Origin of the sequence: Alicyclobacillus acidiphilus NBRC 100859, assembly GCF_001544355.1 — a bacterium.
GTDB lineage: Bacteria > Bacillota > Bacilli > Alicyclobacillales > Alicyclobacillaceae > Alicyclobacillus > Alicyclobacillus acidiphilus.
In genome coordinates this window covers 1-26914 of the sequence record NZ_BCQI01000040.1, presented here as the reverse complement: position 1 = coordinate 26914, position 26914 = coordinate 1, and the positions used below count along the sequence as shown (strand labels likewise).

Annotated in this window: 27 protein-coding genes and 2 riboswitches; of the genes, 19 read left to right on the top strand and 8 right to left on the bottom strand. The window is 52.5% G+C overall.

What is annotated here, in order from left to right; translation table 11 throughout:
- From AAC01S_RS13235 to AAC01S_RS13190, 10 genes are all read left to right on the top strand, one after another.
- A partial coding sequence (locus tag AAC01S_RS13235) for a substrate-binding domain-containing protein (protein ID WP_067623104.1) occupies positions 1-849 on the top strand: 849 nt, incomplete at its 5' end.
- A gap of 414 nt (positions 850-1263) precedes the next feature.
- Positions 1264-2370, top strand: coding sequence for a GntR family transcriptional regulator (locus AAC01S_RS13230; protein WP_067623101.1), 1107 nt, complete (start codon positions 1264-1266; stop codon positions 2368-2370).
- Positions 2371-2428: 58 nt separating this feature from the next.
- Complete coding sequence (locus AAC01S_RS13225) at positions 2429-3208, top strand: Cof-type HAD-IIB family hydrolase (protein ID WP_067623098.1); 780 nt, start codon at positions 2429-2431, stop codon at positions 3206-3208.
- A 478-nt stretch (positions 3209-3686) separates the two neighbouring features.
- Positions 3687-4715 (top strand): LacI family DNA-binding transcriptional regulator, encoded by a 1029-nt coding sequence (locus AAC01S_RS13220; RefSeq protein ID WP_067623095.1) that lies wholly within the window; start codon positions 3687-3689, stop codon positions 4713-4715.
- Positions 4716-4733: 18 nt separating this feature from the next.
- Positions 4734-6167 carry an ABC transporter substrate-binding protein gene (locus AAC01S_RS13215; RefSeq protein ID WP_067623093.1) on the top strand — a complete coding sequence of 478 codons (1434 nt, stop codon included), beginning with the start codon at positions 4734-4736 and terminating at the stop codon, positions 6165-6167.
- 195 nt (positions 6168-6362) lie between these two features.
- Complete coding sequence (locus AAC01S_RS13210; protein ID WP_245630219.1) at positions 6363-7298, top strand: ABC transporter permease subunit; 936 nt, start codon at positions 6363-6365, stop codon at positions 7296-7298.
- A gap of 16 nt (positions 7299-7314) precedes the next feature.
- Positions 7315-8175 (top strand): carbohydrate ABC transporter permease, encoded by an 861-nt coding sequence (locus AAC01S_RS13205; protein ID WP_067623091.1) that lies wholly within the window; start codon positions 7315-7317, stop codon positions 8173-8175.
- 62 nt (positions 8176-8237) lie between these two features.
- Entirely contained in the window at positions 8238-9521 is a 1284-nt protein-coding gene (locus AAC01S_RS13200) for a CehA/McbA family metallohydrolase (RefSeq protein ID WP_067623088.1), read from the top strand.
- A gap of 533 nt (positions 9522-10054) precedes the next feature.
- Positions 10055-10774, top strand: a complete 720-nt coding sequence (locus tag AAC01S_RS13195; protein WP_067623085.1) for an SGNH/GDSL hydrolase family protein — start codon at positions 10055-10057, stop codon at positions 10772-10774.
- 38 nt (positions 10775-10812) lie between these two features.
- On the top strand, positions 10813-11739 hold the full coding sequence (locus tag AAC01S_RS13190) for a hydroxyacid dehydrogenase (protein WP_067623081.1): 927 nt from the start codon (positions 10813-10815) through the stop codon (positions 11737-11739).
- A gap of 34 nt (positions 11740-11773) precedes the next feature.
- On the opposite strand, the gene AAC01S_RS13185 is transcribed toward AAC01S_RS13190, so the two are convergent.
- From AAC01S_RS13185 to AAC01S_RS13165, 5 genes are all read right to left on the bottom strand, one after another.
- The gene (locus AAC01S_RS13185) at positions 11774-12835 is read right to left on the bottom strand and encodes a DUF4037 domain-containing protein (protein ID WP_067623079.1); all 1062 of its coding nucleotides are present in this window, start codon (positions 12833-12835) and stop codon (positions 11774-11776) included.
- Complete coding sequence (locus AAC01S_RS13180) at positions 12832-13482, bottom strand: YesL family protein (RefSeq protein WP_067623076.1); 651 nt, start codon at positions 13480-13482, stop codon at positions 12832-12834. The genes AAC01S_RS13185 and AAC01S_RS13180 overlap by 4 nt, the downstream gene beginning before the upstream one ends.
- Before the next feature lie 58 nt (positions 13483-13540).
- Positions 13541-14833: an ABC transporter substrate-binding protein gene (locus AAC01S_RS13175; RefSeq protein WP_083511776.1), complete on the bottom strand. Its 1293-nt coding sequence runs from the start codon at positions 14831-14833 to the stop codon at positions 13541-13543.
- Between the two features lie 68 nt (positions 14834-14901).
- Entirely contained in the window at positions 14902-15747 is an 846-nt protein-coding gene (locus tag AAC01S_RS13170; RefSeq protein ID WP_067623072.1) for a carbohydrate ABC transporter permease, read from the bottom strand.
- A gap of 78 nt (positions 15748-15825) precedes the next feature.
- Positions 15826-16773: a carbohydrate ABC transporter permease gene (locus AAC01S_RS13165; protein WP_083511775.1), complete on the bottom strand. Its 948-nt coding sequence runs from the start codon at positions 16771-16773 to the stop codon at positions 15826-15828.
- A 400-nt stretch (positions 16774-17173) separates the two neighbouring features.
- Between AAC01S_RS13165 and AAC01S_RS13160 the strand changes: the two genes are divergently transcribed.
- Genes AAC01S_RS13160 through AAC01S_RS13145 form a run of 4 tightly spaced genes read left to right on the top strand, consistent with a single transcriptional unit; the run spans position 17174 to position 20835 of the window.
- A complete protein-coding gene (locus tag AAC01S_RS13160; protein ID WP_067623069.1) occupies positions 17174-17947 on the top strand; it encodes a sugar phosphate isomerase/epimerase family protein in 774 nt (257 codons plus the stop codon).
- A gap of 58 nt (positions 17948-18005) precedes the next feature.
- The gene (locus AAC01S_RS13155) at positions 18006-18953 is read left to right on the top strand and encodes a sugar kinase (protein ID WP_067623066.1); all 948 of its coding nucleotides are present in this window, start codon (positions 18006-18008) and stop codon (positions 18951-18953) included.
- Between the two features lie 14 nt (positions 18954-18967).
- Positions 18968-20116 (top strand): galactonate dehydratase, encoded by a 1149-nt coding sequence (gene dgoD / locus AAC01S_RS13150; RefSeq protein ID WP_067623063.1) that lies wholly within the window; start codon positions 18968-18970, stop codon positions 20114-20116.
- Positions 20110-20835, top strand: a complete 726-nt coding sequence (locus tag AAC01S_RS13145; RefSeq protein ID WP_083511773.1) for a bifunctional 4-hydroxy-2-oxoglutarate aldolase/2-dehydro-3-deoxy-phosphogluconate aldolase — start codon at positions 20110-20112, stop codon at positions 20833-20835. Before dgoD ends, AAC01S_RS13145 begins: the two co-directional genes overlap by 7 nt.
- Before the next feature lie 67 nt (positions 20836-20902).
- Here AAC01S_RS13145 and AAC01S_RS13140 read toward each other — a convergent pair whose 3' ends face one another.
- The 3 genes from AAC01S_RS13140 to AAC01S_RS19315 form a co-directional block, all read right to left on the bottom strand.
- Positions 20903-21220 carry a hypothetical protein gene (locus AAC01S_RS13140; RefSeq protein ID WP_067623060.1) on the bottom strand — a complete coding sequence of 106 codons (318 nt, stop codon included), beginning with the start codon at positions 21218-21220 and terminating at the stop codon, positions 20903-20905.
- A 354-nt stretch (positions 21221-21574) separates the two neighbouring features.
- Complete coding sequence (locus AAC01S_RS13135; RefSeq protein ID WP_067623057.1) at positions 21575-21907, bottom strand: helix-turn-helix domain-containing protein; 333 nt, start codon at positions 21905-21907, stop codon at positions 21575-21577.
- A gap of 131 nt (positions 21908-22038) precedes the next feature.
- On the bottom strand, positions 22039-22200 hold the full coding sequence (locus tag AAC01S_RS19315) for an anti-repressor SinI family protein (protein ID WP_157071171.1): 162 nt from the start codon (positions 22198-22200) through the stop codon (positions 22039-22041).
- Between the two features lie 27 nt (positions 22201-22227).
- Positions 22228-22310: riboswitch (cyclic di-GMP riboswitch) on the bottom strand.
- Between the two features lie 338 nt (positions 22311-22648).
- Between AAC01S_RS19315 and AAC01S_RS13130 the strand changes: the two genes are divergently transcribed.
- The 5 genes from AAC01S_RS13130 (at position 22649) to AAC01S_RS13110 (ending at position 26539) form a co-directional block, all read left to right on the top strand.
- A complete protein-coding gene (locus AAC01S_RS13130) occupies positions 22649-23143 on the top strand; it encodes a hypothetical protein (RefSeq protein WP_157071170.1) in 495 nt (164 codons plus the stop codon).
- Positions 23140-23823: a signal peptidase I gene (locus tag AAC01S_RS13125; RefSeq protein ID WP_306307185.1), complete on the top strand. Its 684-nt coding sequence runs from the start codon at positions 23140-23142 to the stop codon at positions 23821-23823. Before AAC01S_RS13130 ends, AAC01S_RS13125 begins: the two co-directional genes overlap by 4 nt.
- Positions 23824-23947: 124 nt before the next feature.
- Complete coding sequence (locus AAC01S_RS13120) at positions 23948-24550, top strand: TasA family protein (protein WP_067623052.1); 603 nt, start codon at positions 23948-23950, stop codon at positions 24548-24550.
- Positions 24551-24753: 203 nt separating this feature from the next.
- On the top strand, positions 24754-25443 hold the full coding sequence (locus AAC01S_RS13115) for a TasA family protein (RefSeq protein ID WP_067623050.1): 690 nt from the start codon (positions 24754-24756) through the stop codon (positions 25441-25443).
- Between the two features lie 175 nt (positions 25444-25618).
- Positions 25619-26539: a hypothetical protein gene (locus AAC01S_RS13110; protein ID WP_067623048.1), complete on the top strand. Its 921-nt coding sequence runs from the start codon at positions 25619-25621 to the stop codon at positions 26537-26539.
- 257 nt (positions 26540-26796) lie between these two features.
- Positions 26797-26881, bottom strand: a riboswitch (cyclic di-GMP riboswitch).
- Positions 26882-26914 lie beyond the last annotated feature (33 nt).

Below are 26914 nucleotides of genomic sequence, written 5' to 3'. Positions count from 1 at the left end.
AGGAAGGGAATTTTAGCTGGGGCACAGGCAGCTGCGAAGGACCTAAATGTAAAGGTGGTTTACACAGGTGCTCCGCAGTATAGTATCAACCAAGAAGTGACGACGATGGAGCAGGTGATTGCTAAGAAACCAGCAGGCATACTTGTTTCGTCCATGAATGCTAAGGCGATGACCCCAGTAATCAACAAGGCCGTAGAAGCTGGTATTCCGGTTATTTCGTTTGACTCAGACGCTCCACAGAGTAAAAGATACGCCTATCTGGGCACAAGTAACGTACAGGCCGGACAAGCCGCGGCTGACTATTTAGGTAAATCTTTGAATGGTAAAGGCCAAGTGGCGGTAATCACGACACCTGGGGAGCTGAACCTGGATCAACGAGTACAAGGATTTGAGCAAGAAATGAAATCCAAGTATCCGAAGGTGAAAATTGTAGCTGTGCAGAACGGCAATTCTGATCAAATCACCACAGCCCAAGTAACGTCTGCTCTGCTTCAGACGCATCCTGAATTGTCCGGAATTTTCGCCGACGAGGCCGATGAAGGAACCGGAGCCGCCACTGCCGTTAAGGAGGCTGGGAAAACAGGAAAAGTCAAAATTGTGAGCTTTGATATGGATAAGGCAACACTAGATCAGATTCAACAGGGCTTGATTACCGCCACCGTCGCTCAGGGAGAGTGGAATATGGGATTTTGGGGCCTGATGGATGCGTACACAGTTCACAACGACCTTGCTACACCAGTGCCAAATTGGCAAAAAAACGGAGTGGATCCAGTTCCACCTTCGGTTGACACAGGCGTGACCATCATCACAAAGAGCAATGTGAAGGCTTATCTGAATCTTGGGTATTGAAAATATGTGAATAGAAAAAGTTTCTTGATAGTCGCTGAATGAAAAGCATAGACATGCAAGAGTTCTTATGGCCGCTCATGCCATTTGTCGGTGATTCCTTCACTGCCATTTACAGAGCGGCCGTTTGATTTTCCCGAGGCGCAGAGCAGACATCAGCGTTCGCTGTGGCAAGTGGATGGGACGGGTGATCGTGTCATATCTGTTCTTGCAAGAAATTCGACATAGGTAAAGGTCGCCTAGTCATCGTCGAACAACAGATAGGCAATACGTTAAACTAGTTTCAAAGCCATCAATATGAACATGTATACTGCTTGTTATTCGCATACCAAGGATTGTAGTCGACCAGTGTACTCCTGCAGAGGGAAGTGGGTTACACTGATCTGGAGTGGAGACGGAATGAGACAGGGGTCATCTATGAACGAGAAGAAATCCATACCAAAATACCAAGTTGTACGGACGGAACTAATCAATCGGATCAAATCTGGTGAATTCAAACCAGGGGAGAGGCTTCCCGTTGAAGCTGATTTGGCAGAGTCGTTTGGGGTGAGTCGTCAAACGATCCGTCAAGCGATTGGAGAAATGGTCCAGATCGGCATTCTTGAACGGAAGCAAGGGAGCGGTACGTACGTACTGGAACAGTCAACCGACGCGGGAACGAAATCGCAAACGAAAATTATCGCTGTAATCACCACGTATATCACAGATTATATTTTCCCCGAAATCATTCGTGGTATTGTCGAGCGATTGAGCAAAGATACATACAGCCCGTTGCTGTACGCGACGCAAAACGACTTGACCTTAGAGAGAAAAGCGTTGGAAGACACGTATCTGAAGGCGGTCGACGCAGTCATTGTAGAAGCGACGAAGGGGGCCTTCCCCAATCCAAACTTAGATTTATATAAGCAGTTAGAAGATGCAGGGATCCCTATTGTCATGCTGCATGGACGTTATACAGGATTGAATGTCCCCGTTGTCGACGTGGACGATAGGGCGGGGGCCTATCTTGCCGCAAACCACTTAATTGATCTGGGCCACAAGCGGATCGGCGGGATATTTAAGGTGGATGACATTCAAGGACTTCAGAGGATGGAGGGTTTTACAGAGGCCTTGGCACAGAGCCATTTAGCTTTTCGTGCGGGAGCCCTAAGTTTTTACACAACCGAGGAAGAATTGTTGGTTACAAGTCAGTACGCGGAACGGCTGAGTCTGATGCCTGGCGATGAACGGCCAACGGCCGTAATTTGCTATAACGACGCCATTGCCTCCTCGCTGATTCGAGATTTTCATGCGCATCACATCAAGGTGCCAAACGATATTTCGGTCATTGGGTTCGACGATTCGCCTATCGCGCAACTCATCCACCCACCACTCACATCCGTGTCGCACCCGAAATACGATGTGGGCGTTTGTGTGGCTGACGTCGCATTGCAATCGCTGTCCGGCGGACCCCTGCAACAGCGATACACGTTCCAGCCGAAGCTCGTCGTTCGCGAATCCACCTCACGTTTTGAAGGAATGTAGTACGGCCGTAATTCGTCGTTCAGCAAAATATCCTGCAAGAAGAGATGGGGTTGGTAGTTTGAAACTCCTGGTCAGCGATGTGGATGGAACGCTGTATCGAGATGGGCGGATACAAGCAAGCGACCTCCTGGCGATCCGGCGCGCAGTCGAGCTGGGGTGCGAACTGTGTCTCGCATCTGGAAGAATGTATCCAGAACTCTTGGAAATTTCGAACCAACTGGGACTACGTTGCCACTTCATTAGCCAAAACGGTTCGTTTGTTCATACCAAGGCGAATACGCTGATTCATTCGGCCGGTTTTCCAGCGAATTTGGCACGCTTTTTATTGAACCGAGTCGATGCTCAAAATTTTCCATACGTAGTCAGTTGCTCGGACAACCGCATGTACGTCCCTGTTCGATATACTGCGTGGACTATATGGGACAGGATGCTTATGCCCGTGGATCGGTTTGAACACGAGGACGAATTGTTCGCGGCCGGAAACGTTCCGTGTAAGATCGCTTTGTTCGGAAGTGCGGCTGATTTGCGGGCGTTCCAAATCATGATTGATGACTGCTCGACGGACGTTACCAGCTATATGGCCGATAAAGATTGCCTTGATTTGATGCCTCGTCATGTTTCGAAAGGCGAGGCACTGCGCGTTTTGTTGGCGCATTTGGCGATAGCCAACGAGGAGGTTATGTGTATCGGTGACGCACACAACGATATCTCCATGTTCAACGTGACGCCGCACAGTTTTGCAATGGAGCACAGTCATCCTGAGGTGAAGAACTCTGCTCGCAGTGTTGTCCAGTCCGTTGCAGAAGCCGTCGATCAATTGGTGACCCATTCCATGTAAGTGGGAAAGAGTTTGGAGTGGCCAATGACGACCGTACAATCCATCGCCGCCGGAATTGTGGAACAGCGGGGAGGCGGGGAGGCGGGGAGGCGGGGAGGCGGGGAGGCGGGGAGGCGGGGAGGAGAAATAAGCTGCCGGGAGCGGCTTAAGTGTGTCGAATCGGCAGATAGGAGACGAATAAGGGGGCCACGGCGGCTTAATCGGCTGAAGATGGCCCGTTTGGGGAGGATCGGAGGCAAATAAGCGGCCTGGGGCCGCCTATTTGCCGTCAATCCGGTCCATTTCGGTGAAATAAGCGGCCTGGGGCCGCTTATTTGTCCATTCCCCTCGCGCCACCCGCGCTGCCGCTGCCAATCGCTGGAACGAACCTATGAGTTCTTGTCAATTCTACAAGAAATCTTAATCGAACGTTTACGTGTTCTCCAATGTGCCTTAATTAAACCGGTTTAATATCCAAGTCGATAGGAGCATGACAGAGATGGCCAATATCGAAGATGTCGCACGCTTGGCTCAGGTTTCAAAGGGGACAGTTTCCAATGTCTTTACGCAGAAGAGAAATGTCAGACCGGAGGTGATCGAGCGCGTTCTGAATGCGGCAAAACAGCTCGACTTTAAGCCCAACTACTGGGCACGTACGTTGTCGATGAAAGAGACTCGAATCATCGGCCTGACGATGTTGGGTGAGCAGACGAAATTCAGTCAATTCCACCTCAATTTGATGAATGGTGTGCTGCGCGTCTGTTACGAGCAAGGCTACCGATTGCTTGTCAATACGCTCGCGGCTGAACAACAGCGGTCGTTCAAGCATTGGACAACCGATCCGGTGGACGGCGAAATCATGCTTGATCCGGAACTGGACGATCAGCGATTGCAGCGTCGGTCGCCATCCGGTCCACCGTTGGTCATTGTAGGCAGACCCGCTGGAGCCTTTGAGGGGCAGTTCTGTTGTGTGGACAACGACAACACGGCGATAGCGGAGCAGGTTACGCAGTATCTGTTCGATCTCGGCCACCAAGACATTCTGCTGCTGAATACATCGAGGGATCGAACGGTTGCCGTGGATCGTCTGCGGGGTTATGAAAATGTGGTTGTGAAGGCTGGAAGATCGGTAGACCAACGGCTGTGTGTATTTAAGGATCCTTCGATTCCGTCAGTCGAATACGGTTATCAATCGATTCACGAAATCTGGAGCAGCGGAACTCGATTTTCAGCGGTCATTGCGGATAGCGACAAAGTTGCTTTGGGTGTGTATCGAGCCGCGATGGAACTTGGCCTGTCCATACCAGGGCACATTTCGATTTTCGCCTTCAGCGACGATTCCGTCTTCGCGCCCGAGTTTCATCCTCCTTTGTCTGGCGTTTCTCTCAACGCCGAGACGCTGGGAAGTGAGGCTGCCAATTTACTCATCGAACGAATCAAGGACAACACAGCACCTGTCTTGCGCAAAATTGTTCCCACCAGTCTTGTCATTCGAGCGTCCTGCAGTTTTTGCAACAGTAACCAATAGTCTGGGAGTGTGCAGAGCATGAAGAAATCTCAACTCATTGCGTTGGTCTCAACTCCGGCCTTGGCTGGATTGATTCTCGGCTGCGCGACGGTTCCTCACAACGTCTCCGCGTCCACGAATTCAGCGGGTGCTGCTGAAGTGAACGTGAAATCGGCCGCAGCGACGGAACCCACGTTAACCATCGCCGAAGGTGTGATTGGTGGCAAGACTCCACAGGAAAACCAAGCATTCGCAAACGCGATTGGCGCCGCGTTGCACTGCAAGGTCAAACTGATTTCGGTCCCTTCCACGGACAACTACGATCAGCAGTTAATGACCATGTTGGGCGCGGGGCAAAAAATCGACGTTGTCTACACCGAGGGAAGCACGCTCGCCGAGTTGGCGCAAAAGGGGGAAGTCACCAATCTGCAGAGCGAAATCGAAAAGTCGAAAGTGCTTGGAAATCCGAAAGTGGTCCCGCAGTGGGAGTGGAACAACATCAAACTCTCGAGTCCCAATGGCAAGGGGATTTATGCTGTTCCTGTAAAGTATCAGGGTGCTCTCATGCCGATTGTTCGCCAGGATTGGATGAAACAACTCGGACTCTCTCAGCCGAAGACACTCAACCAATACTACAACGTGTTTGAGGAGTTTAAGAAGAAAGAGAATGCGTACGGACTCACGCTCTCTTCCTTATATGACATTGAGCCGTTCATGAGCGCGGTGGGCTTGAAGAACGGGTATGTTGAGCACAATGGCAAGCTGACCATTCCATACGCGACAAATGCCGCAGTGCCAGTCTACGCATGGCTGCACAAGCTGTACGCGAACGGACTGCTCGATCCCAACTTTGTCACCAACAGTACAGCGGACGAACGGAACGAGTTCTTATCGGGAAGAGTCGGAATGTTTGTCTACTGGGACGCCTGGGTTCCGATGCTGAACAACCTGGCCAGCACACAAGGGGCTGCGGCATCCTTCGACGCGGAAGCGCTGCCGCCGGCCCTTGGTCCGAATGGCAAGGGATTGGTGTCCAAGGGCGATACAAGCGTGTTTGCCATTCCTTCGAATGCGCCCAATAAAGCTTTGGCTTTCAAGTTTCTCGAGTGGTGGAACACGAAGCCCGGGGAGATCCTCGGTTCGTTGGGCGTGAAAGGTATCGATTACACGGTATCGAACGGTAAATATAAACTCACCTCTACAGGGATCGATGAGAACATGGACCACGGTGATCCAGAGCCGATTAGTTCCGAATGGAAAAATCCTTTCCCGAGTCTTCAGAAAGGGTACGCCAACGCGCGCGCCATTGGAATTAAGTACGGCTATCAACCGCTCATCAATGCAAATTGGAACAATGCCGAGCAGATTGTCTGGCAGTACGGGGATGACGCAATTCTCGGTCGTTTGACGCCTCAACAAGCTGTGGAAGAGATGCACGCAGCATTGCTGAAGGACAAATATATCTCGCAATAACCGGTCCATTGTCAAGCCATTTCTGCATGGAAGAGTCTTCACCGCAGGGACAGGGACAACCGTCGCAAGCGTACGGTTGTCCCTCCCAAAATCCAATCCTCCGGTAGAAATCGTGCGCTTGGGCCATCGCGACGCGGTTTACATATTCGGAGTCTACTTGAAATCTACCTGACGCCGGGAAGGAGGGGTGTTGTCTTGTCGACGAGTGAGGTTGTTCAACCGCACAGGACGAAGACGTTGCGCCGGCCTGTCGGCTATGCGCCGCGTCGTTGGAAACGTGCGCTTCCCCTGTACTTCATGTTGCTGCCCACACTTGCGTATTTGATGGTGCTCACCTACTACCCGCTTGTTCACGCGGTAGTTATCAGCATGCAAGATTTTAACCTCATCGGAAATCGTCCGTTCGTCGGTTTGAAAAACTACGAAAATGTGCTGTCCGATCCGAATTTTTGGGGAGATTTCCGCAATACGTTGGTTCTCGGCGTAAGTATCTTGACGATTGGGTTTGTCGCGCCAATCGTCATCGCGCTTTCTCTCAACGAAGTTTTACAAACTTGGTTGAAGCGCTCTGTTCAGATGGTCATTTATCTTCCGCATCTGTTTTCATGGGTCGTTGTCGGAGGTTTGTGGATTCAGCTTCTGGCACCTGCTGGCGGTCTTGTCAATGCGGTATTGGCAGTGTTTGGGGTTTCGCCCGTGCAATTCATGAGCGATCCGCAGGTGGCTCGCTGGGTCATCATTTTGGTCAGTGTCTGGAAAGATGTCGGTTTCAATTGCATCATCTATCTTGCCGGGATCGTAGGGATCAATCCGTCTCTCTACGAGTCCGCCCGTGTTGACGGTGCCAATCGCTGGCAGGAGATGCGGCATATCACCCTCCCAGGGCTGGCGAGAACCATGCAAGTCGTTGGGCTCTTGTCCATCATGGGCGTTCTGCGCATCTTTGATCAGATTTTTGTCATGCGAAACGCCGTGATCGAGCCCAAGGTCAACGTTTTGATGACCTATGTCTACGATGAAGGGTTTCAGCAGATGAACATCGGTCAAGCCACTGCCAGTGCCCTGCTTATCCTGGTCTTTACATTGGTTCTCACCATATTTACGCGACGTCTAATTCGCTATGACACGTAAGGGATGATGATGTTCGATGCGGCACCGATGGACAAGTGGAAGAGTGATTTTTGCGGGTCTGAACATTGTGTTTCTTCTATTGATTGCCTCGACGATGATCATTCCGCTGTGGAATGCGGTAGCGGTTTCGCTCAGTTCAAATTTCGGTTCGATGGCATCAGGGATTCTCATGTGGCCGAGGCATTTCAGTTTTTCTGGATATCGGACGATTTGGACCGTTCTCGATTTGTGGCAGCCCTTTGAAAACAGCGTCATCGTATCGGTCATAGGAACCCTGCTGCACGTACTGCTGTGCGCGATGGCCGGTTACGCGTTGGCACAACCTGAATTGCCTGGACGCCGTGTGATGATCACCTTGATTTTGATCTCGATGATGATTCCGTTTGAATCCATCATGATTCCGTTCTATGTAACGATTCAGGAGCTAGGTTTGCTGAATACGCTCGTGGCGCTGATTCTGACAGGTTTGGTATCCGGCTTCAGTATCCTGTTGATGCGCAATTTCTTTCAGTCTATCCCCCAGGAAATCATGGAATCGGCTCGAATGGACGGCGCCGGCCACTTTCGAATCTTTTTTCGCATGTGTTTACCCTTATCCACGGCAGGGCTGGCAACCGTTGCGCTCATTGAGTTTGTGGGGCGGTGGAACAATCTGCTGGCCACCGTGCTGCTGATCAGCGATTCCAGCAAAGAGACTCTGCAGGTTGCGTTGAACGGTATGGTCAATCAGGGGTCGTCCACTTCGAGCGGCGATCTCGTAACAAACAACGTCAAAATGGCTGGCATCATCATCGCCATTGTGCCCCTGGTATTTGTCTATCCTTTTGCTCAAAAGTACTTCGTCAAAGGGATATTTCTTGGAGGCAACAAGGAGTGACTGGTTGCAGTGCTCTCTGAATTCGGGTCGTATCTCATCATCCAATGGAAAGGGGCCACATCATGGACACGCCACATTCGATTTCTCTGCGACTGGAGCACATCATTTCCTATGCCGACGAGGGACGTATCGTCCCTGTTCCGTTTGAGGTTTCGCAACATCTTCAAGTACTCCGAGTCCATATGGAGGTCGCTGCACCGAACGGACAAAGCGCCGTGATCGATCTCGGGATAGCCGATCCAGAACGCGTACGCGGTTGGAGCGGCGGTGCTCGAACGGAGTTTATGATTGGCACGCGAGAGGCAACACCTGGCTATCTGGCGGGGGCCATCGCACCCGGCACGTGGTCGGTGCTGCTTGGCGCTTATCGGATACCTGAAGATGGCTGTATGGTGACGTTGTTCATCGAACTGCAGCCTGCGGCGGCAAGATGGTTGAAAGGCGATTTGCACGTACATACCTTTCACAGCGACGGAGTTTATAGCCCGCAGGAGACAGTTGATCTAGCGAAAGACATCGGCCTCGACTTTCTCGCGTTCACCGATCACAACACGGTCAGCCAGAATCGCGTTTTCCTTGAAACCGGCGATCTCATCGTGATCCCTGGCATGGAACTGACCACCTACAATGGCCACGCAAACTTGCTCGGCTCCTCAGATCCGTTACACGACTTCCGAGTCGCGAGCCAGGAAGAACTGTATGAACGGGCTGAGGAAGCGCACCTCGCCAATGCGAAAATCGTGATTAACCATCCGCATGACGACACCTATCCCGGCTGCAAGTGGGGATACGGCTTTGACTGGGAGTTTGACTGGATTGAAGTTTGGAATGGCCCGTGGCGGCCCTACAATCAGTTGACGCTGGAATGGTGGCAGCAACAACTCGCGTCTGGAAAGCGCTTGGTGGCAGTTGGCGGAAGTGACACGCACCGCCCGCACCCGTATGTTTGCCACGGTATGCCGACCAACTGGGTGTTTACCTCCGATCACACTGCCGAAGGGATACTTGCCGCCATCAACGATGGCAAGGTGTTCATCAGTTTCTCGCCGCAAGGACCAACGATCGATTTGCGATGCGGTTTCGCAATGATGGGCTCTGTCGTTTCACGAAGTGTTGCGCAAGATGTCGAGGTGAGCGTCGCCGCCGCGAATCCGGGGGATAGAGTCCGGATCGTGACAGAACTCGGCACCGAGTGCGAATGTGTCGTTCGCGCGGGCGAAACGCAATGTGCCATTGCGTTTGACGCGAGAGAACGACTTTTTTGCCGCGTCGAAGTCTGGCGGTACTTCGAAGAGGTTCAGCAGACTCTCATGGCGGGACTGTGCAATCCAATCTATTTTCGCTAATGTGCGCCACAACGCGTCGGCGGATCGGGCGGCGACTGGGTGCGGGGTGCGGCCGCGGACGGCGGGGAAGCGGCGGGGAAGCGGCGGGGAAGCGGCGGGGAAGCGAAATAAGCCGCCGGGAGCGGCTTAAGTTTGTCGAATCGGCAGATAGGTGACGAATAAGGGGGCCACGGCGGCTTAATTGGCTGAAGACGGCCCATTTTGGGAGGATCGGGGGCAAATAAGCGGCCTGGGGCCGCCTATTTGCCGTCAATCCGGTCCATTTCGGTGAAATAAGCGGCCTGGGGCCGCTTATTTGTCCATCTCCCTCGCCCCCGCTCCACCTCGCGCTGCCCGCTCCCCTGCATATTCACGATTCAACGTCATAAAAAAACAAGATTCAATCGTTTTTCTAGATTCTCCGAGTACGCTCATTCCGTAAGGAAGTGGTCTCCGTTAAAATACAATTCGTCCTATGGCGCTTTATTGTCTTGCTCTTTATTCTGTGTGCAGTTGCGTTTGGACTCGGATATTATGTTGGTGGCGGCACTTTCTTGCTCTATTCGAACGTAACCCCAACAGGATCCGATATTCGGTACAACGAAACGTCTGAAACCGTCATGGTCGTCGGAGGCTCTATAGCCCATGGGTGGGAGGACCCGAACAACGATAGTTATATCCGTCGAGCGTTTCAATCTCTTACGGAAAGCACAAACACGACATACAACTACGTTGATCGAACGCAAGTGGGCGGGTCTCCAACCAGTGTAAGTCCTCAGCAGTTTCAGAAGTGGCTCAATCAGTACCACCCGAACGTGGTGGTTTTGTCGTGGGGTTTTTTAAACGATGCTGACAAGAAAACCTCATCGGACAAAATTGGTACGGCCATCAGCCGTGAAATATCTGCGGCCTTGACCGAAGGCAGTGTGGTGCTGGTTGTTTCACCACCGGTCACGGAGGCGTCCGAATCGCGATTGAAGTCGTTGACGGATGCGTACGTCGCGAAGGAGTTTAGCGTGGCTAAGTCATTTCACAGCAAGAACGTCTACGAACTCGATGTGTTGAACCGAATGCGGGCGTATCTCGCCGCGCACGATCAATCCGTCGATTTGTATGCGGCGAACTCGTGGCATCCGAATCAGGCAGGCCACATTCTCGCTGGTGAACTCCTGTATAACGATCTGATTGAAACGTTTGGCCAGTCACCTATACTTGCCAAGCATCACATAGGCCAACGAAACAGCACCGTATCGGGGACCAAGCAATCCTCGTAGACGATGAACGCGTGGAGTGGATGGAGGTTCGACGCCATATGCGTATTGTGATCGCGGAAGATTTATGGGAGCCATTGCCTCAATGGATGCGGGCAAGGTATGAGGTCATCTATGATCCGGAATTATTTGCTGACGAGCAGGCGCTGATCGAACAAACCCAATCTGCGTCGGCCCTTGTGGTGCGAAATCGAACGAAGGTAGATGAAAGGCTGCTAGCCGCCGCCACGGAGTTAAAAATCGTGGGACGACTCGGCGTGGGGCTGGATAATATCGATTTGTCAGTCTGTCGGAACAGGAATATACAGGTCATCGCGGCCCGCGGATGCAACGCAAACTCGGTGGCGGAGTACGTGATCGCCTCGATGTTCTATCACAGTCGGTTCCTTCACAGGTGCGATGACTTGGCGCGTCAGGGCGTCTGGGACAGGCAGCTTGCGACGGGAAGCGAGATCGCGGCGAAAACCCTTGGTCTTATCGGCGTCGGTGACATTGGGCAACGGGTGGCGATTCGAGCGAAAGCTTTAGGTATGCGGGTTCTGGCGTTCGATCCGTTGCTGCATGAAGCCAGCATGCTTGTTCAGGACTTCGGGGTGGAGCGCACGGACATGGATCGCTTGCTGAGCGAAGCGGACTTCGTCTCGATTCATGTGCCGCTGACGCCGGACACGAGGCATCTCTTGGGCCTGCGAGAGCTTCGGAAAATGAAGCCTGCCTCCGTGCTCATCAACACGGCTCGAGGCGGAATCGTGGACGAGGACGCCTTGTGTGAGGTCTTGGTGGAACAAACATCCCGTTTTGCGGTGCTCGATGTCCGGGAGACTGAGCCGCCTGTGGAGGACAGGTTGCGCAGTCTTCCAAACACGCTGCTGTCGCCGCACATCGCGGGTATCACACATGAGTCGTCTGCACGCGTGACCGATTTCGTCTTGCGCGGGGTCGATGATGCGCTGCAGCTACGCGCTTGATTGGCGGTGCAAGCCCCCGACCGCCTGACGGTGGTCATGGGGCCGTCATCTGTTCGTATATCTGTTCCAACTGTTGCGGCCAGGTGGTGAAATTGATCAGCAAATCGTCAGCATGGGTGAGTTGATCAATGGAGCCGACGGTGTGGAGTTGGCGAAGCGCCGTGTCCTGGATCGCATTCACACAGGCGATGGCAAAGTCGCCTGCGTTCAACACTCGATACGGGCGCACGGCATGGTTGATTCCGACCTGAAAATCGTCGACTTTCGGAGGCACCACAGGCGTTAATCCCAGGGCATTGTGTCGTTCCGCCAAGACTTTGAGCGCGTTGTTGATTTCGTTCGCTTTGGTTTCGTGATCTGTCGAATACAATATGGCATCAAAGATAGGGCCAAGGCGGGACGCGATATGGAGTTTGGAAAACGCGGTGCCAAACCACTTGAGGTAGGGCCAATAGCGCCGTTCCTGGAGAAAGCACAGCTCCATCATGGAACGAACGAGACGGCTGGCAATCAATGAGGCTCCTCTCGCATCGGACGTTTCGATGGTTCTGCCGACAAGATGCTGAATGTTTCCAATCAGATGCCACTGACACCCCATCATCCAGAGCCAGATGTCCGCAGGATACCAGGAAAGCTGCTGTCTCAGCTTCAGCAGTTCGCCGAGGTCATCCCGAAAGACAGCGCCAGCAGTACATTGCAGCAGGTGTTGCTGCGGAATGGACAGCCACTTGGCGGACGTGAGTTCAGACGCGTCGCGCATGCGCATATGGACGGTGAGCCATTGCTGGAGCGTGGTCACCTCGACGTGATGTCGGACGCTGTCAGTCTCCCAGGCGTAGAATCGAACGGGATATCCCCGGTACGTTTCAGGCAGACCACGCTCGATGGCCTGTGACACTTGTTCGATCTCGGGCGCGTCGACGAAAATCTGGACGCGTGGTCCCCAGGCGTGATCGGTGGAACGGGCTTGATCATAGCCCAATACCTCCGAGCCTTCTCCGACAAGCGCCGCAGCGTGCGGGGGACGTACGAGATGTTCAACGACGTCATGGTAGAAACCTCGGGCCAGTTCGAGCCCGGGAATATGTGTACTCACGGAGAACCAACCTTTCTGATGGGAGATGCGAGGTGGATTTTCTGGAACACCGGATTCTTGAAATACGCCATACGAATGATGACCAATCCAAAGATGGACGCGAAGAACACGGTAACGAATCCGCCGATGTGTAAGCCGCAGTACGCGAACAGCCCAATTGCGCACAGCAGCAACAGCGAACGGATCGGCTGCGTGACGGCGAGTATGAAGGAAAGCTGGATGCTCTTGAGCGGACTCAGGTCAAAGTGCACGAGTACTGGAAACAGCAGCGAGAGAACGGCGACATAGACTGCCGATACGACACTGAGACCGCCGATGGCAACGGAACTGATGCCGCCTGGATGGCGGGTGAGCAGATAGAAATTCCACGCCAATATCGCGCCGATCGCGCCGATGAGATAGCCAGTGGCGTTCGATGTCAGGAACTCCCGTTTGTAGGTTGACCAGAACGTTTGGAACAGGGGAATGTCGGGATCGACCAAGATCCATTTCCTCATGACGGCAAACATGGCGGTAGTCGCTGGAAATGTTCCGAACACGCCGAGGCCGAGAATGACAAACGCCCACCACAACACGGTCACATATGCCAAGCGGTATACCCAAGCGAAAAGCTCATTGAAATGCTGTAGAAAAGACCTGGATTCCATGTTCTTCCCCCCCCATACAACAGCGATCATCGACAGGCTGATTGGCGTGGTTTGCGAATTACGCAAGCACGCGAGCCAATTGCTGATTTGCCTGCTGTATCGCGTCATTCCAAGCTGTCTGTGGGTTTTTGTTGCTGAGTGCGACGAGCGACAACTGGTTTGAAAAAATCGTGTCCACAGTGTTGTCGTACGGGCTTTCGAATCCCATTTTGATCCCTTTTGCCGATGCCGACAGATACGTATTGATGTCCTCGCCGCCAAAATACTTGGACGGCTTGTTCATGATGGGCATTTTGTAGGACGCTGGTGTAGACGGATAGAGGCCCAAGGATGGGTACGTTTCGGCCTGGTGTTTGGGACTCATCAGCCACAACGCGATTTTGGCGGCTAACTCAGGGTGTTTGGAGTCTTTGGTTACGCCGAGGAACGATCCTCCTTGGTCCGATGGGCCGCCAGGTGCCGCCGCGACTTTCCAAACACCTTGGCGGGGATCGGACTGTTCCAATTGCGGGACCATCCAACTTGCGCCGATGAACGAAGCAAATCCATCGTGTGCGGCGGCCGCGCTCCACGCCGTCGTCCACTGAGACACGTTTTCCGCCAGCCCATCCTGATGGACTTTCACCGCAAGATTCCAGGCGTTTTTCACGACGGGGTTGTGCGCGTAGATAGGCTGCAGGTTCGAGTTGAAGTAGTACTGCTTTCCTTGATCCAGCGCAGCTTCGTAGACCGTGTAGACGTTGTCGAACATGGGGACATTGATTTTTTGTTTCATCTGCACGGCTGCCGCCATGTAGTCCGACCACGTCTTCAGCTTCGCGGAAACCTGTGCGGGGTCCGTCGGCAATCCAGCTTCCTTAAACAACTTTGTATTGTAATAAAGGACAGTCGGACCGGTATCAATGGGAATGGCGACTTGGTACGATCCGTCCGGTGTCGACGCGAGATTCCACTTCCACGATAAGTAGTCTTTCTTGGCGGCGCGGACTTCCGGGAATTTGAGGAGATTCACGAATTGATCGTGATCGTGTACCATCGTCGCAACGAAGTTGTCTGAGTTGATGGCGGTGATATCGGGCGCATCATCCGCGTACATGGAGGAGATGAGCTTCTCTTCGAAATTGCCGCCGATGACTTCCGCTTTCAACTGAACGTTGGGGAACGCTTTACTCACGTCGTTCAATTGCTGCGGACTTAACGAATCCGCCCAGTACCACAGCGTGATCACGATTTTCTTCCCGCTGGACGCTCCCGAGGACTGAGCGCATCCGGTGAGTGCCGCGCTTAGTCCTAAGATAGCCGTGATAGAAGCAAGGCGTAGTTGTTTGAATGAAGGACGAAGTATCCTCATCAGAATTCCTCCTCATCGGCTCCGATTTTGTTCGCGATGTGCGTGTACCGATGTGACAGCCGGTATCGTCAGCTCTTGATTGCGCCGATGGTGACAGCACCCATCAGTTTGCGGCTGAAGATGAAAAACAGAATGACTAGTGGAATGGTTGCAAACAACGTTCCGACCATGACCATGCCATAGTCTTTGAAGTAAATGCCGTTGAGCGTGGAGAGCATGACTTGCAGTGTGTACTTGTTGGGATCGTTCAGAATGACCAAGGGCCACATGTAGTCGTTCCATGCGCCCATGAAATTGAAGATGCCTAAAGCGGCCAACGCGGGGCGCAAGGTGGGCAAGGCCACATGGAAGTACAGCCGGAAATTGCCGCAGCCGTCGATGCGTCCAGCGTGCAGTAAATCATCAGGCAGAGATGATTCGCACGATTGCCTGATCCAAAAGATTCCGAATGCGCTCGCCGCACTGGGAACGATGAGCGCTGTCAACGTGTTGACCCAATGGAGGGACTTCATGACGACGAACATGGGGACCATATTGAGTTGCGTGGGTATCATCATGGTTCCGAGCATGATGAGGAAAAGTGGTTTTTTGCCTGGAAAGTCGAACTTGGCGAACGAGAAACCAGCCAGCGAGCAGAAGAAGAGGCTCAGTGCGGTCGACAGACCAGCGACGTAGAGACTGTTCCACATCGACTTCAGAAACGGAATGGCGGCGAACAAGTCGCGGGCGTTCTTGAGAAATTGGTTGCCGAACGTCAGGTGTGGCGGGTATGCGAAAATGGAGGCCGTATCGCGGGTGGCTGAAACAATCAACCAGTAAAATGGGAAAATCGAGAATACGAGCCAGATAGCCAGACACACATAGAGTATGGGTTTTAGGATCAAGGCGCTTTTGCCGGTGTTGGCTCTTACCATCTTCTGTACCTCCTTGTGAATCTTCCCGATTCGGTCCTGCATGTACGCTCCAATTGGAAATGGCGTTGTTTTGACCCGTTACTGCTTTGCGATGCGCTGAACAACCCAAGAGTTCAACAGGGAAAAGACGAGAATGATGATAAAGAGTGCCCAGCCAATGGCCGATCCGTAGCCAAACAGATGGTTGGAAAACGCCTGATTGTACAAATACAGAACCATGGTGTTGCCACCGAGACCGGGACCTCCCGTGCCATTGGTCAGAATCTGGGGTTCGGTGAATATTTGCATGCCGCCGATGGTGGACATGATGACTGTGAAGAAAATGATGGGGCGCAGGAGCGGGATGGTGATCCGGAAGAAGATTTGGACAGTGGATGCGCCATCAATCCGGGCGGCTTCGTAGAGATCGGTCGGGATCGCCTGCAATCCAGCCAGGTAGATGATGGCGTTGTACCCTGTCCAGCGCCAGATAATCAAGATGGCGATGGCCACTTGCAGCCAGCCGTTCACGTCGAGCCAGTCGATGGCATGAATTCCGAATTTGCCGAGGAAGAAGTTGAGTATGCCAAACTTCGTGTTGAAGAACGCGCTGAACAATACGGCTTCTGCGACGATGGAGGTGATATTGGGCAGAAAGAACGTGAATCGCCAGAATCCTTTCAGTTTCACGAAGGCGCTGTTCAAGAAAAATGCGATAATGAGCGCAAAGAACAGCATGGGAACGGTCGATTCGAACCAGATGATAAATGTGTTTTTGACGGAATCCCAAAATTCGGTATCTGTGATGAGAAGCTCGAAATTCTTCAGACCGACATATTTCATGGGAGACAGGCCGTCCCAAACGTGCAGTGAGAGAAAGAGCGAAAAGATAATGGGGAACAACCCGAAGATTGCAAAGAGAATGAAAAATGGCGCGATAAACAGATAAATCGATTTGTTTTCCTTCACGCGTTTCCATGTATCGGACTTCTTGGCCGGCCGATATGCATGGCCACCCTGTTGGATGGGCAGGAGAGATTTGGACATATCACTTCGCCTCCTTTTCGAGCTGTGATTATCGGATGAAACACCTGGCCGGTTCCTGATTGGAATCACTTCTATCGATGCCGTGTCTTCCATACGATCAGGAATGGCGGCATGGGAAGAGGTTCGATTCTGCAGTGGACGTTGTGATTCCATCCAGCGTTTTCCCTAACGAATTGTAAGCGCTTGCATCGATCCGGTTGACGGAAGACTTCACACCGATTCCTCCTCTCGATGAATCGCCGGTCTGGTTTTTTACATGTATGCACTTCTTGTCGAAGTAGTACTCAAGCAAACTAGCATTCCAGCTCACACAATGACTGGAATACGGCGTTTTTTCACTTCGGCTGTAGGACTAAGGGCGATCACCAAAGAATAGATGTGTGACGGAGGCGATAGTGTCATGAGATTTGGGTGTTGTGTCAACACGGAACAACTGCCTATGGTCAAGACGGTCGGGTTTGATTTTGCCGAACTGCCCGTTGCCGCAGTCGCGCCGGAGGCGCCCGATGCGGCGTGGAAATCCGTTCGAGATCAGATATTGGACTGTGGGGTTCCGATTTTAGGGTTCAACGTCTTGCTTCCGAAGTACTTGCATGTCGTTGGACACGCGGTAGATGAGGGGGAATTGGCAGAGTATTTGGATATTGTGTTTCCCAGAATGAGTTCACTCGGTGCAAAATATCTGTCCTTTGGTTCAGGCGGCTCCAGAAGCCTGCCGGAAGGGTTTGACGAGCAAACGGGCGAAGAGCAGCTCAAGCGGTTCATCACGATGTTGGGGCACAAAGCAGCTGAACATGGAATCACTGTGCATATCGAGTTTTTAAACCGAAAGGAAACGAATCTGATCGTCAACGCTTTGGAAGCCGAAAAGTATGTACAATCGGCGAATCTCCCATCCGTGAAACTATTATTCGATTTATACCACGCGATGGAGGAATCGGAGCCTCTCGAAGATCTGCTTCAAGTGGCTGCTTCCCTGGGGTACGTTCATGTCGCCGATACGGACAGGCGTTACCCGGGAAGCGGCCATTATCCATATCTGGAGTTCGCTCGCCTGCTTCGAACTTGTCAATATGACGGCCCAATCTCCGTAGAGTGTCGTTGGGGAGATGATATGGAATTCGAAATGAAGCAATCACTCGTCTATTTGAAAACGATATTCGATCCGGCGTGACACACGATGTGGTTCAAAACGACCGGAGACTCGGTGCTGCGGACAGGGAGGTGACACAATGGACGTGGTAACCGTTGGGGAAAGCATGGTGTTGCTGGAACCTGAGGATGGAGAATCGCTGGAGCACGCGACGCGCTTTCGAAAGCGAGTTGCCGGCGCGGAGTCGAATGTCGCGATCGCGTTGGCAAGACTGGGGCATCGCGTCTCGTGGATCAGCAAAGTCGGCGCCGACGGATTTGGCAGGTACGTCACCAAGACGATTCGCGGCGAGGGCGTGGATGTTTCCGGTGTCCTCGTGGATGGCCAGAAATCGACGGGCGTTTTCTTCAAAGAACACTCCCCGGCGCATGGCAGGAATGTTCAGTATTATCGTGCGCATTCTGCCGCGAGTGAGATGGACAAATCCGAGATCGATTCGTCCGTCATGCAGTCCGCGCGCGTCTTTCACGTCACCGGGATCACGCCAGCGCTCAGCTTGGCGAATCGCAACATGATCCTGGCATTGCTGGAGGAGGCCCGTCATTTCGGTGTTTTGATCTCATTCGATCCGAACATTCGCCAGAAGTTGTGGCCCCTTGGCAAGGCCATTCCTACGCTCGCCGAAATGGCGAACTATGCGGATGTGGTGCTTCCCGGGCTGGACGAAGGGGAGATGTTGACGAACCAAACGACGCCGGAAGGGATTGCCGAGTGGTTTGTCGCCAGGGGCAGTCAAATCGTCGTCGTGAAGTTGGGTCGCCAGGGCGCGTATTTCCAAACGGAGAACGAGCGTGGATACGTACCAGGGTTTGCTGTGACTGAGGTGGATGAAATTGGAGCAGGTGATGCGTTTGCTGCCGGCTTGTTGTCCGGATTGCTCGATTCGTTGGACATTCGTGAAGCCGTACTTCGGGCGTGCGCATTGGGCGCGATCGCGGTGTGTGGACGAGGTGACTACGAAACGTTGCCGAACCGCGAAGAATTGAGCGAATTTATGAGCAGACGGGCATCCACAGTCAAGCGTTGAGAGGAGCTGACACATTGAAAATCGAAAGTTTGGAACTGCTCATGGTCCCGCCTCGTTGGCTGTTTTTGAAATTGACCACAGATGACGGATTGGTGGGATGGGGCGAACCGATTGTCGAGGGACACGCCTCCACTGTGGCGCAAGCGGTTCGAGAAGCCGCGGATTACATCGTTGGGCAAGACCCCAATCGGATCGAAGATATATGGCAGGTATTGTATCGTGGTCGATTCTACCGCGGCGGTCCAGTGTTGATGAGTGCGATCTCGGGGATCGATCAAGCGCTCTGGGATCTGAAAGGCAAGCGGTATGGTCTGCCGATCTACGAATTTCTCGGCGGACGTGTTCGCGACAAGGTTCGAGTGTACTCGTGGATCGGTGGGGATAGGCCCTCCGACGCAGGGGACGCCGCGCGAGACAGAAAAGCGTCGGGCTTCACCGCGGTTAAGATGAACGCGTGCGAAGAGATGCACTTCATAGACTCTCACGCCAAGGTGGACAACGTCCTGGAGCGCGTCCAGGCAGTGCGAGACGCAGTTGGCCGCGATTTCGGCATTGCTGTTGATTTCCACGGTCGGGTTCACAAGGCCATGGCCAAGATCCTGGCGAAGGAATTGGAGCCGTTTCATTTGATGTTCATCGAAGAACCGGTTCTGTCGGAAAACAACGAGGCGTTGCGCGAGATAGCACTTCACACATCGACGCCCATTGCGACGGGCGAGCGGCTGTATTCTCGTTGGGATTTCAAAAATCTTCTGAAAGATGGCTATGTCGACATCATCCAGCCGGATTTGTCTCACGCAGGTGGGATTTCGGAATCGAAAAAGATTGCGGACATGGCGGAAGCATATGACGTCACGATCGCCCCGCACTGTCCGCTTGGCCCCATCGCGCTGGCGGCCTGTCTGCAAATGGACGCATGCACGCCGAACGTGTTCATCCAGGAGCAAAGTTTAGGAATTCACTACAACCAAGGGAACGATCTGCTCGATTATTTGAAAGAACCAACTGTATTTCACTATCACGAGGGTTTCGTGACGCTTCCGAGTGCGCCAGGGCTTGGTATCGACATCGATAAGACATATGTCCGAAATGCTGCGGAACGAGGACATGATTGGAAGAATCCAGTTTGGCGCAATGAGGACGGGACTGTGGCCGAATGGTAGAGCCGTGGAAACATGGCCTTCCACGGAACTCAGAACCCTATCCCTGGAGCTCAAAACCTGATGGGAATTCACAACTTTATCGTCGGCTGTCCGAGACTGGTGTCATCGCGATCATCCGTGGAATCGCCGCCGACCCGTTGCTTCGGGTTGTCGACGCGCTTTACGCCGGCGGCGTCACATTGGTTGAAGTGACACTCAACACGTCTCGGGCGTTTGATTCAATCAGGTCCATCGTCGAGAAATTTGGCGATGTCATGACGATTGGGGCGGGCACCGTGTTGACCAAAACCGATGCGAAGCATGCCGTGGATGCTGGCGCACAGTTTTTCGTTACGCCCAATGTGGATATATCCGTCATTCAATTTGGTGTGCTTGCGGGCGTTCCAGTCATGGCCGGAGCCATGTCACCCACTGAAATAGTCAAGGCGTATCAAGCGGGGGCGCGCTTCGTGAAAGTCTTCCCAGCCAGCTCACTTGGACCGGAATATATCCAATCGGTGCGAGGACCTCTGCCTGATATACCGATGATTGCCGTTGGCGGCGTGTCCATTCAAAACGCGAGAGGTTTTTTCGATGCCGGAGTGGTGGGGCTTGGATTGGGTGGAAGTCTGATTGACAGGAATGCAATCGAGAGCGGAGACCTGCATACCATCACGGGAGCCGCTCGGTCATTCGTGGACCTGTATCAACGGTGGACGCGAGAGGAGCGTGTGAACTGACTCGCCGGACAATCAGAAAAGGCTCTCACGTTGAGAGCCTTTGCCCGGTCCATGACCACGATTTTCATTACCACCAGTAGCCGTATGGGTAGTAGCCCCAAGGGTACCATGCGGAAGCAGCTGCCAATCCGGCGAGCGCCCCGAAAGCAAGAAAGAAGAACGGAAAGAAGGCTTCCGACACATCTTGTTGACCATCAGCAATCGCATGTTGAATGTCCAGTTGTTCGCCTGTTGCGGATGCTGGGCGAATGCCCCTCGCGTTCATCAAATAGATCCCGCGATGGTCGACTGAATGCAGCGTACCATGGTATGCCATCCCGTTCACGTGATACGCGATGACGTTTCGTCCCACGAATCGGCTTGCGTAACGTGCTGTAATTGGCAATGTTCTCACTCCCTTCATCAAAGGGATCGGGACACGCGGTGGCTCACCGCGTCGATTGCATCGTACGCGAATGGCCCCGACACGCTCCTAACATATGTGAGCGTTACTGAACTGGATCGGGACAATTTCCATAAGTCATGTGCGGAGAAATCGCGTAACTTCGCCAGAGGCTGTGCAGATTTCGAAGGATTCAGAGTACGGATGCAAGGTAGACGGCAAAGTCATTGGAAGCCACCGACAGGAGGGTATGGCGATAAGGTGAGTATTTCGTGATGAGGCCCGGAAAGAACAACAATCGGACGTTGCCGACAACGCCCGAACGAGTGACTCTAATGCTGTGATTCATCGATTTGGCTATTCACCACGCTCGAGACGCCAGCGCTGAAACTCCAGCCATTCGCGGAATTGTTCTTTAGAGATTCCAGCATTTGCTACTTCACGAGTCAATTCAAGCCATTCGGCATCGAGCTCATCCTTTCTGTCCTCCGCAGTATCATTTGCAAGGATCTGCTGAACCGGCACGCCTAGGACACCAGATAACTTTTCGATGACCTGGATTGACGGATTGGCTTGGATACCACGTTCAATGGCGCTCAAGTACGACTTTGCCACGTTCGATTTCTCCGCCAGCTCGGTGAGCGAAAGTCCCTTCTCTTTTCGTAATATCCTTAGACGCTCCCCAATCATCTTGATGACTCTCCAATCATCTGAAACTTTCCGCAGGATCACTGCTTGTCTGATACTAATACTAGCTCAAAAGCGAGAAAAAGGGGATTCCTTCCCTGCAATTTCTCGCTTTAGGCGATCTTTTTGCGGTTCTATGATTCTATTTCCGACTGCCGACCTTCTCCGGCGTTCGCGGACTTCAGACATTCGATCACGTAGTTCCTTACCTCAGCTATGGTCAGTCCCATTTGTTTGGCGGCAACGATTAGACGTATCCACTCGTCATCAACTGGTTTGTTGAGTAAGACAGTCACCCATACCCCTCCGTGGTTGTACCCACTTTTGGTAGTCCAGCCGTCATGGTGAAGACCGAAGACCTGTGACTTTGCGTCCCTGCTTTTCAGCAGGTTTGCTAGTTCTCTAATGAGTACATATAGCACGACAAACACATTGTGCGCGTTGGACAACCCAATAAGCAAGGAATGAATTTCTACATAATATTGGTTGAATCAACATAGATGTGTGCGGCTCGACAAGAAGTTACGCGATATTCTTCAGTTTTATGTAGTTACCTACCGAAAATCTTATACAAAATAAAATAGTTCTTTTTTGAGAACAAAAAGCTTGACGAAATCATGATCGGCTATTTATACTGACAATATGTTCGTTATAACGAACAAAAACATGCGTATTGGTTCTCACGAAAGAATAAGATTGCCGATTCGTTTGACACCGGTCATGGAAGAAGGGAGCAGCAATATCATGAAGCACCGACGCCGCTACATTCATCAGGCAGCGATGACGCCGATTCGAAAGCGAAGGGTTCGGCGCTACCGCACCACGCTCAGTCTAGCTGGTGTCTGTGGTATGGTCACCGGGCTTTCATTGACATCGTTCTACCTGGCTGATTCGACTTCCGGAACGCACGCGATCTTCTATGACCAATCCGTAACACCATGGACGATTTCCGCCGCTCTGCACTTTCCTCAAACGACCACAACAGGAGCTGTCTACGGATGCGATTCTGGCGCACACCATCGTTTCCATATTCAATCTGGCGGCAACGTTCAAGACGGGAACCATCACGACCCATCTACAACGGGAAACGTGTACCAGTATTCGGATGGGAGTACGAGATGGAAGGTGTATGAAGGCGCTGCTGGCAGCAGTTCCACAGATACGGTGTACTCGCCTTCGGATCCGTTGTGGGATGAAGAGATGTCGTGGTCTGGCAGTCAATCTAAACATCAACCATGAGACGTGGAGCCATTCACGCCGCAAAATCTTGGCAAGACGGAAGGGGTAACAAACCGGTGAAGCGCGCGATGAAAGTTGGCAGCAATCTTGTCACAGTCATACTCGGAATATTCCTAGTAGTCACAATGTACGCCGCCATTTCAACGAGACTAAGTCATGGTAGTGCTCCGAGGGTATTTGGCCTTCAGTGGTACGAGGTACTCTCAGGATCCATGGAGCCTCATATTCACGTAGGTTCTGTGATTTTTGACAAGCCAAACGTCAACGTCAACAACCTCAAAGTAGGTGATGTCATCACGTTTGACGCGGATCCAAACGAGTTTCCTGGATATTCCACAGATAACGGCCAGATGGTGATTACCCACCGAATTCATGGCATCTTTCACAAGAACGGCCAACTCGAGTTTCAAACGAAAGGCGACGCAAACAACACGCCGGACCCGATGCTGATTCCAGCTTCCAACGTGATCGCTGAATACGACAACATTACGATTCCCTATCTGGGATATTACCTCAATTTCATGAAGACCAAAGAAGGCATTGGCCTATTGCTGATTCTCCCCGGCGCACTGCTGATTATCAGCACGCTAATCAGCCTCTTCAGGGAAATCGCAAAGCTGACGAAGGCTGAGAAAAAGGACAGCGCACTGAAGGGCTCTTCTGAAGGCACCAAGCTGTAATGCAGTCTATCAACTTGATTTGAATCCATTTCATCTGTCGGCTATGGGGTAAAGGGCCCAAGCGAATGAGTGGTTCAAATATAAACCCTACATAGGGTGAGAAAATTCTGGGAGGAATTGAAAAATGGGTCTCAAGACCAAATTGGCAATGGCATTGGCAACCTCGGCGGCAGGCGCGGCAATGATCGCTGGCGGCACGTTCGCCTACTTTAGCAGCACGGCTACCAACACGGCGAACACATTCGCGGCCGGCACGCTGAGGTTGACCGCCAACGGTGTAGCGGGTTCCAGTTCAACAGGCGCTATGGACATTACGAATGCGGAACCGGGTACATCTTTCGACCAGACGTGGACACTCGAAAACACGGGCACGATCGATGCAAACTCGCTCAGCGCAGCGGTTAGCTACACCTCGACCATTCCGAGCGGAAATACTGTGGACTTTTCCGGGGAGGATCCTGACTTCGGATCGCAACTGTATATCAACAAGATTCTTGTTGGCGGGACAGATGTGACGTCCTACGTTGAGAACGAGTTGCATGCATCGACTCCTCTCACTCTGGAAGAACTCCAAGGCAAAACGATTAGCTTCGGACCAATTGGTTTGAAAGCAGGCGCATCCACGACGGTTGAAATTCAAGGCGATTTCCATGATACCGGTGCGCCTCAAAACTACTATCAGGGCGCTTCGGTCGTTGGTCAAGTAGCGTTCACCGCTCAACAGTAAGGCAAATACGAACACTGGGTCAACAGGCATGTTTGATTGCGGGGCGAGCAGAGCGCTCGTCCCGCAACGAGCAGGCGTTTCGAGAATTGCGGAGCTATAATAGTTGATTCTGTGCGGCGGCCTTGGGAACCCGCAACTCTTTCTCGAATCATCGAAAGAGAGGCAGTGATAGGTGCGCACAACAAAAAGGGGATCGCTGGACCATGCTGCAAACCAAACTCAAGCTTGCTGCGCTCGCCGCAGGAAGCATAGTGGGTGCCGCGATGATCGTAGGCGGTACGACTTACGCGATGTTTACCTCAACCGCAACGAATACTAATAACACATTTGCGGCGGGCACAATGAACGTCACGTTGACACGCGACAACAGCGATTTGGTGAACGTGCCTGGCCCCATGTTCTACACGAGTGCTTCGGACAACACGGGATCGTATCCGTACGACAAGAACATCGGTTCAGGCAGCGGTGAACTGCCTGGCGGATGGGCGCCAGGGGATACGTTGTCACGCTATGCCGACTTGACGAACAAAGGTTCCTTGAAGGTTCAAATTTACAAGATATCCGCAACCGCAGACTCCCAGAACGTGATCCATCCGGGTTCAGGCAGTACGGTTTACACGGGCGCGACATCGGGTCCCGCGTACAACTACTTCATTCAACAGATGCAGATTACCATCACGGATCAGACCGGCGCGACATTGTATCAGGGACCGCTTAGCACCTTGGTGAATGGCGGTTACACACTTCCAACGCCATTTACGATGGCCGCCCCATCCACGGATAACTTGAAGTTCACTGCCTACCTCAAGCCGGGAAGCGACGCGGACGATAACCAACTGCAGGGAAAAAACTTTATCTTCGACTTCAATATCTCGGCGCGGCAGGCGCCGTAAGCTGTTTCTTTTGCAATCAGTACAACCAAACGAGTAACTAGCGTCGATTCAGTTTGGATTTGGCGCTAGTTACGTGGTGTAGGGGCGATTCGGGGTGAAGGGTACACTCCTTGCAATGATCGTTGGCTCAATAGCTGGCAGCAGTCTTTTCATCGGTGGGGGAACCTATGCCCTGATGAGTGCCTCAGGCCCGTATCAGCTTGATCAAATCTCGGCCGATACAGTCGAACTCGATACGGCGTCATTCGGGGGAAATTACAACGGAAATGGTGGTGCGCAACAAATTCAATTTCCGATGTTTTACACCCAGGCTGCTTTTCCCAACGGTCCTAATCCGTACGATGTGAAGACGAGATCCAACCCGTCCGGTGAGCTTCCAGGAAGATGGGCACCGGGAGAGTCTGTGACGCGGTACTGGACCGTGGACAACGAGGGAGGATCGGCAAAATTCACAGGCTTGTCTGCCAAGTTGGATTCCCTAACGGGGCCGAGCGGCGACGTGAAACCGGGTACCCAGACCTACAATGATTTTCTGAACAACATGATTGTGACGGTGTATTCCCCGAGTGATGGATATCGAACGCCCGTGTTCACTGGAACGTTTGAACAAATCGTTCGTGCGAATCAACCCTTGACCACGTCGATGTATCTCGCCCAAGGCAATGCCGCATTCCAACCCAAGTTTGTCGTGACCATGAATCCGAGTGCCGGGAATGACTTGCAGGCTGTCACGGGTGTGTTGGATTTTTCGCTCACGGCCGAGGCTTGTCAGGGGAATTGGTTTGATCCAGATGGTGACAACAATCAGTACCAGATCCACTGTCGCTCCACGACATCCATCAAGTTCGAATGCTATGACTCGCAAGGACGTCTTGAGCCCTCGCCCAATCCGAATGTTTGCGTGATTCTGACGGGTCCAAATTGCGGCAAGGGAATCAAGTTTACTTTAGGGGACGGGTTGACTTGCAGTAATGGGCACTATGAATGGAATCTGGATGGATCGAAGTTCAATCTTGTACAGGGTGGCAGCTACACGGCCACCATCTACAACGGGTCTCAGGTGTGTTCGCAGGAGCAGTTCACGTCCGTACTCTAACTACTAGGATAGAAGAATACAGGGTGGGTTGGCCTACGGGATATGCCTCACTGCAACAACGGACTTCAGCGATGGTTGGGTAGACAGGTTGTGTTGCTGGATCAGGGAACGAATGTCGTCTTTGACCAGGCCCAATTGTCGAGCGAGGCACATGAGTTGAATCCACTCATCGTCTACAGAGGGTTCCTCCACCGGATGGACGGCTTGGATAGACATGCCTAGACCAGACCCCTTTACTTCAAAATGAAGCTTCTTCCCCGGGTAGTCCAGCCGTCATAATGTTTCCATTGTAGACCTGTGACTTTGCGTCCTCGTTTTTCAACGAGTTTGCCATTTTCCAGAAGACACTCGCTTACTGTCGCTATCGCTAAATGT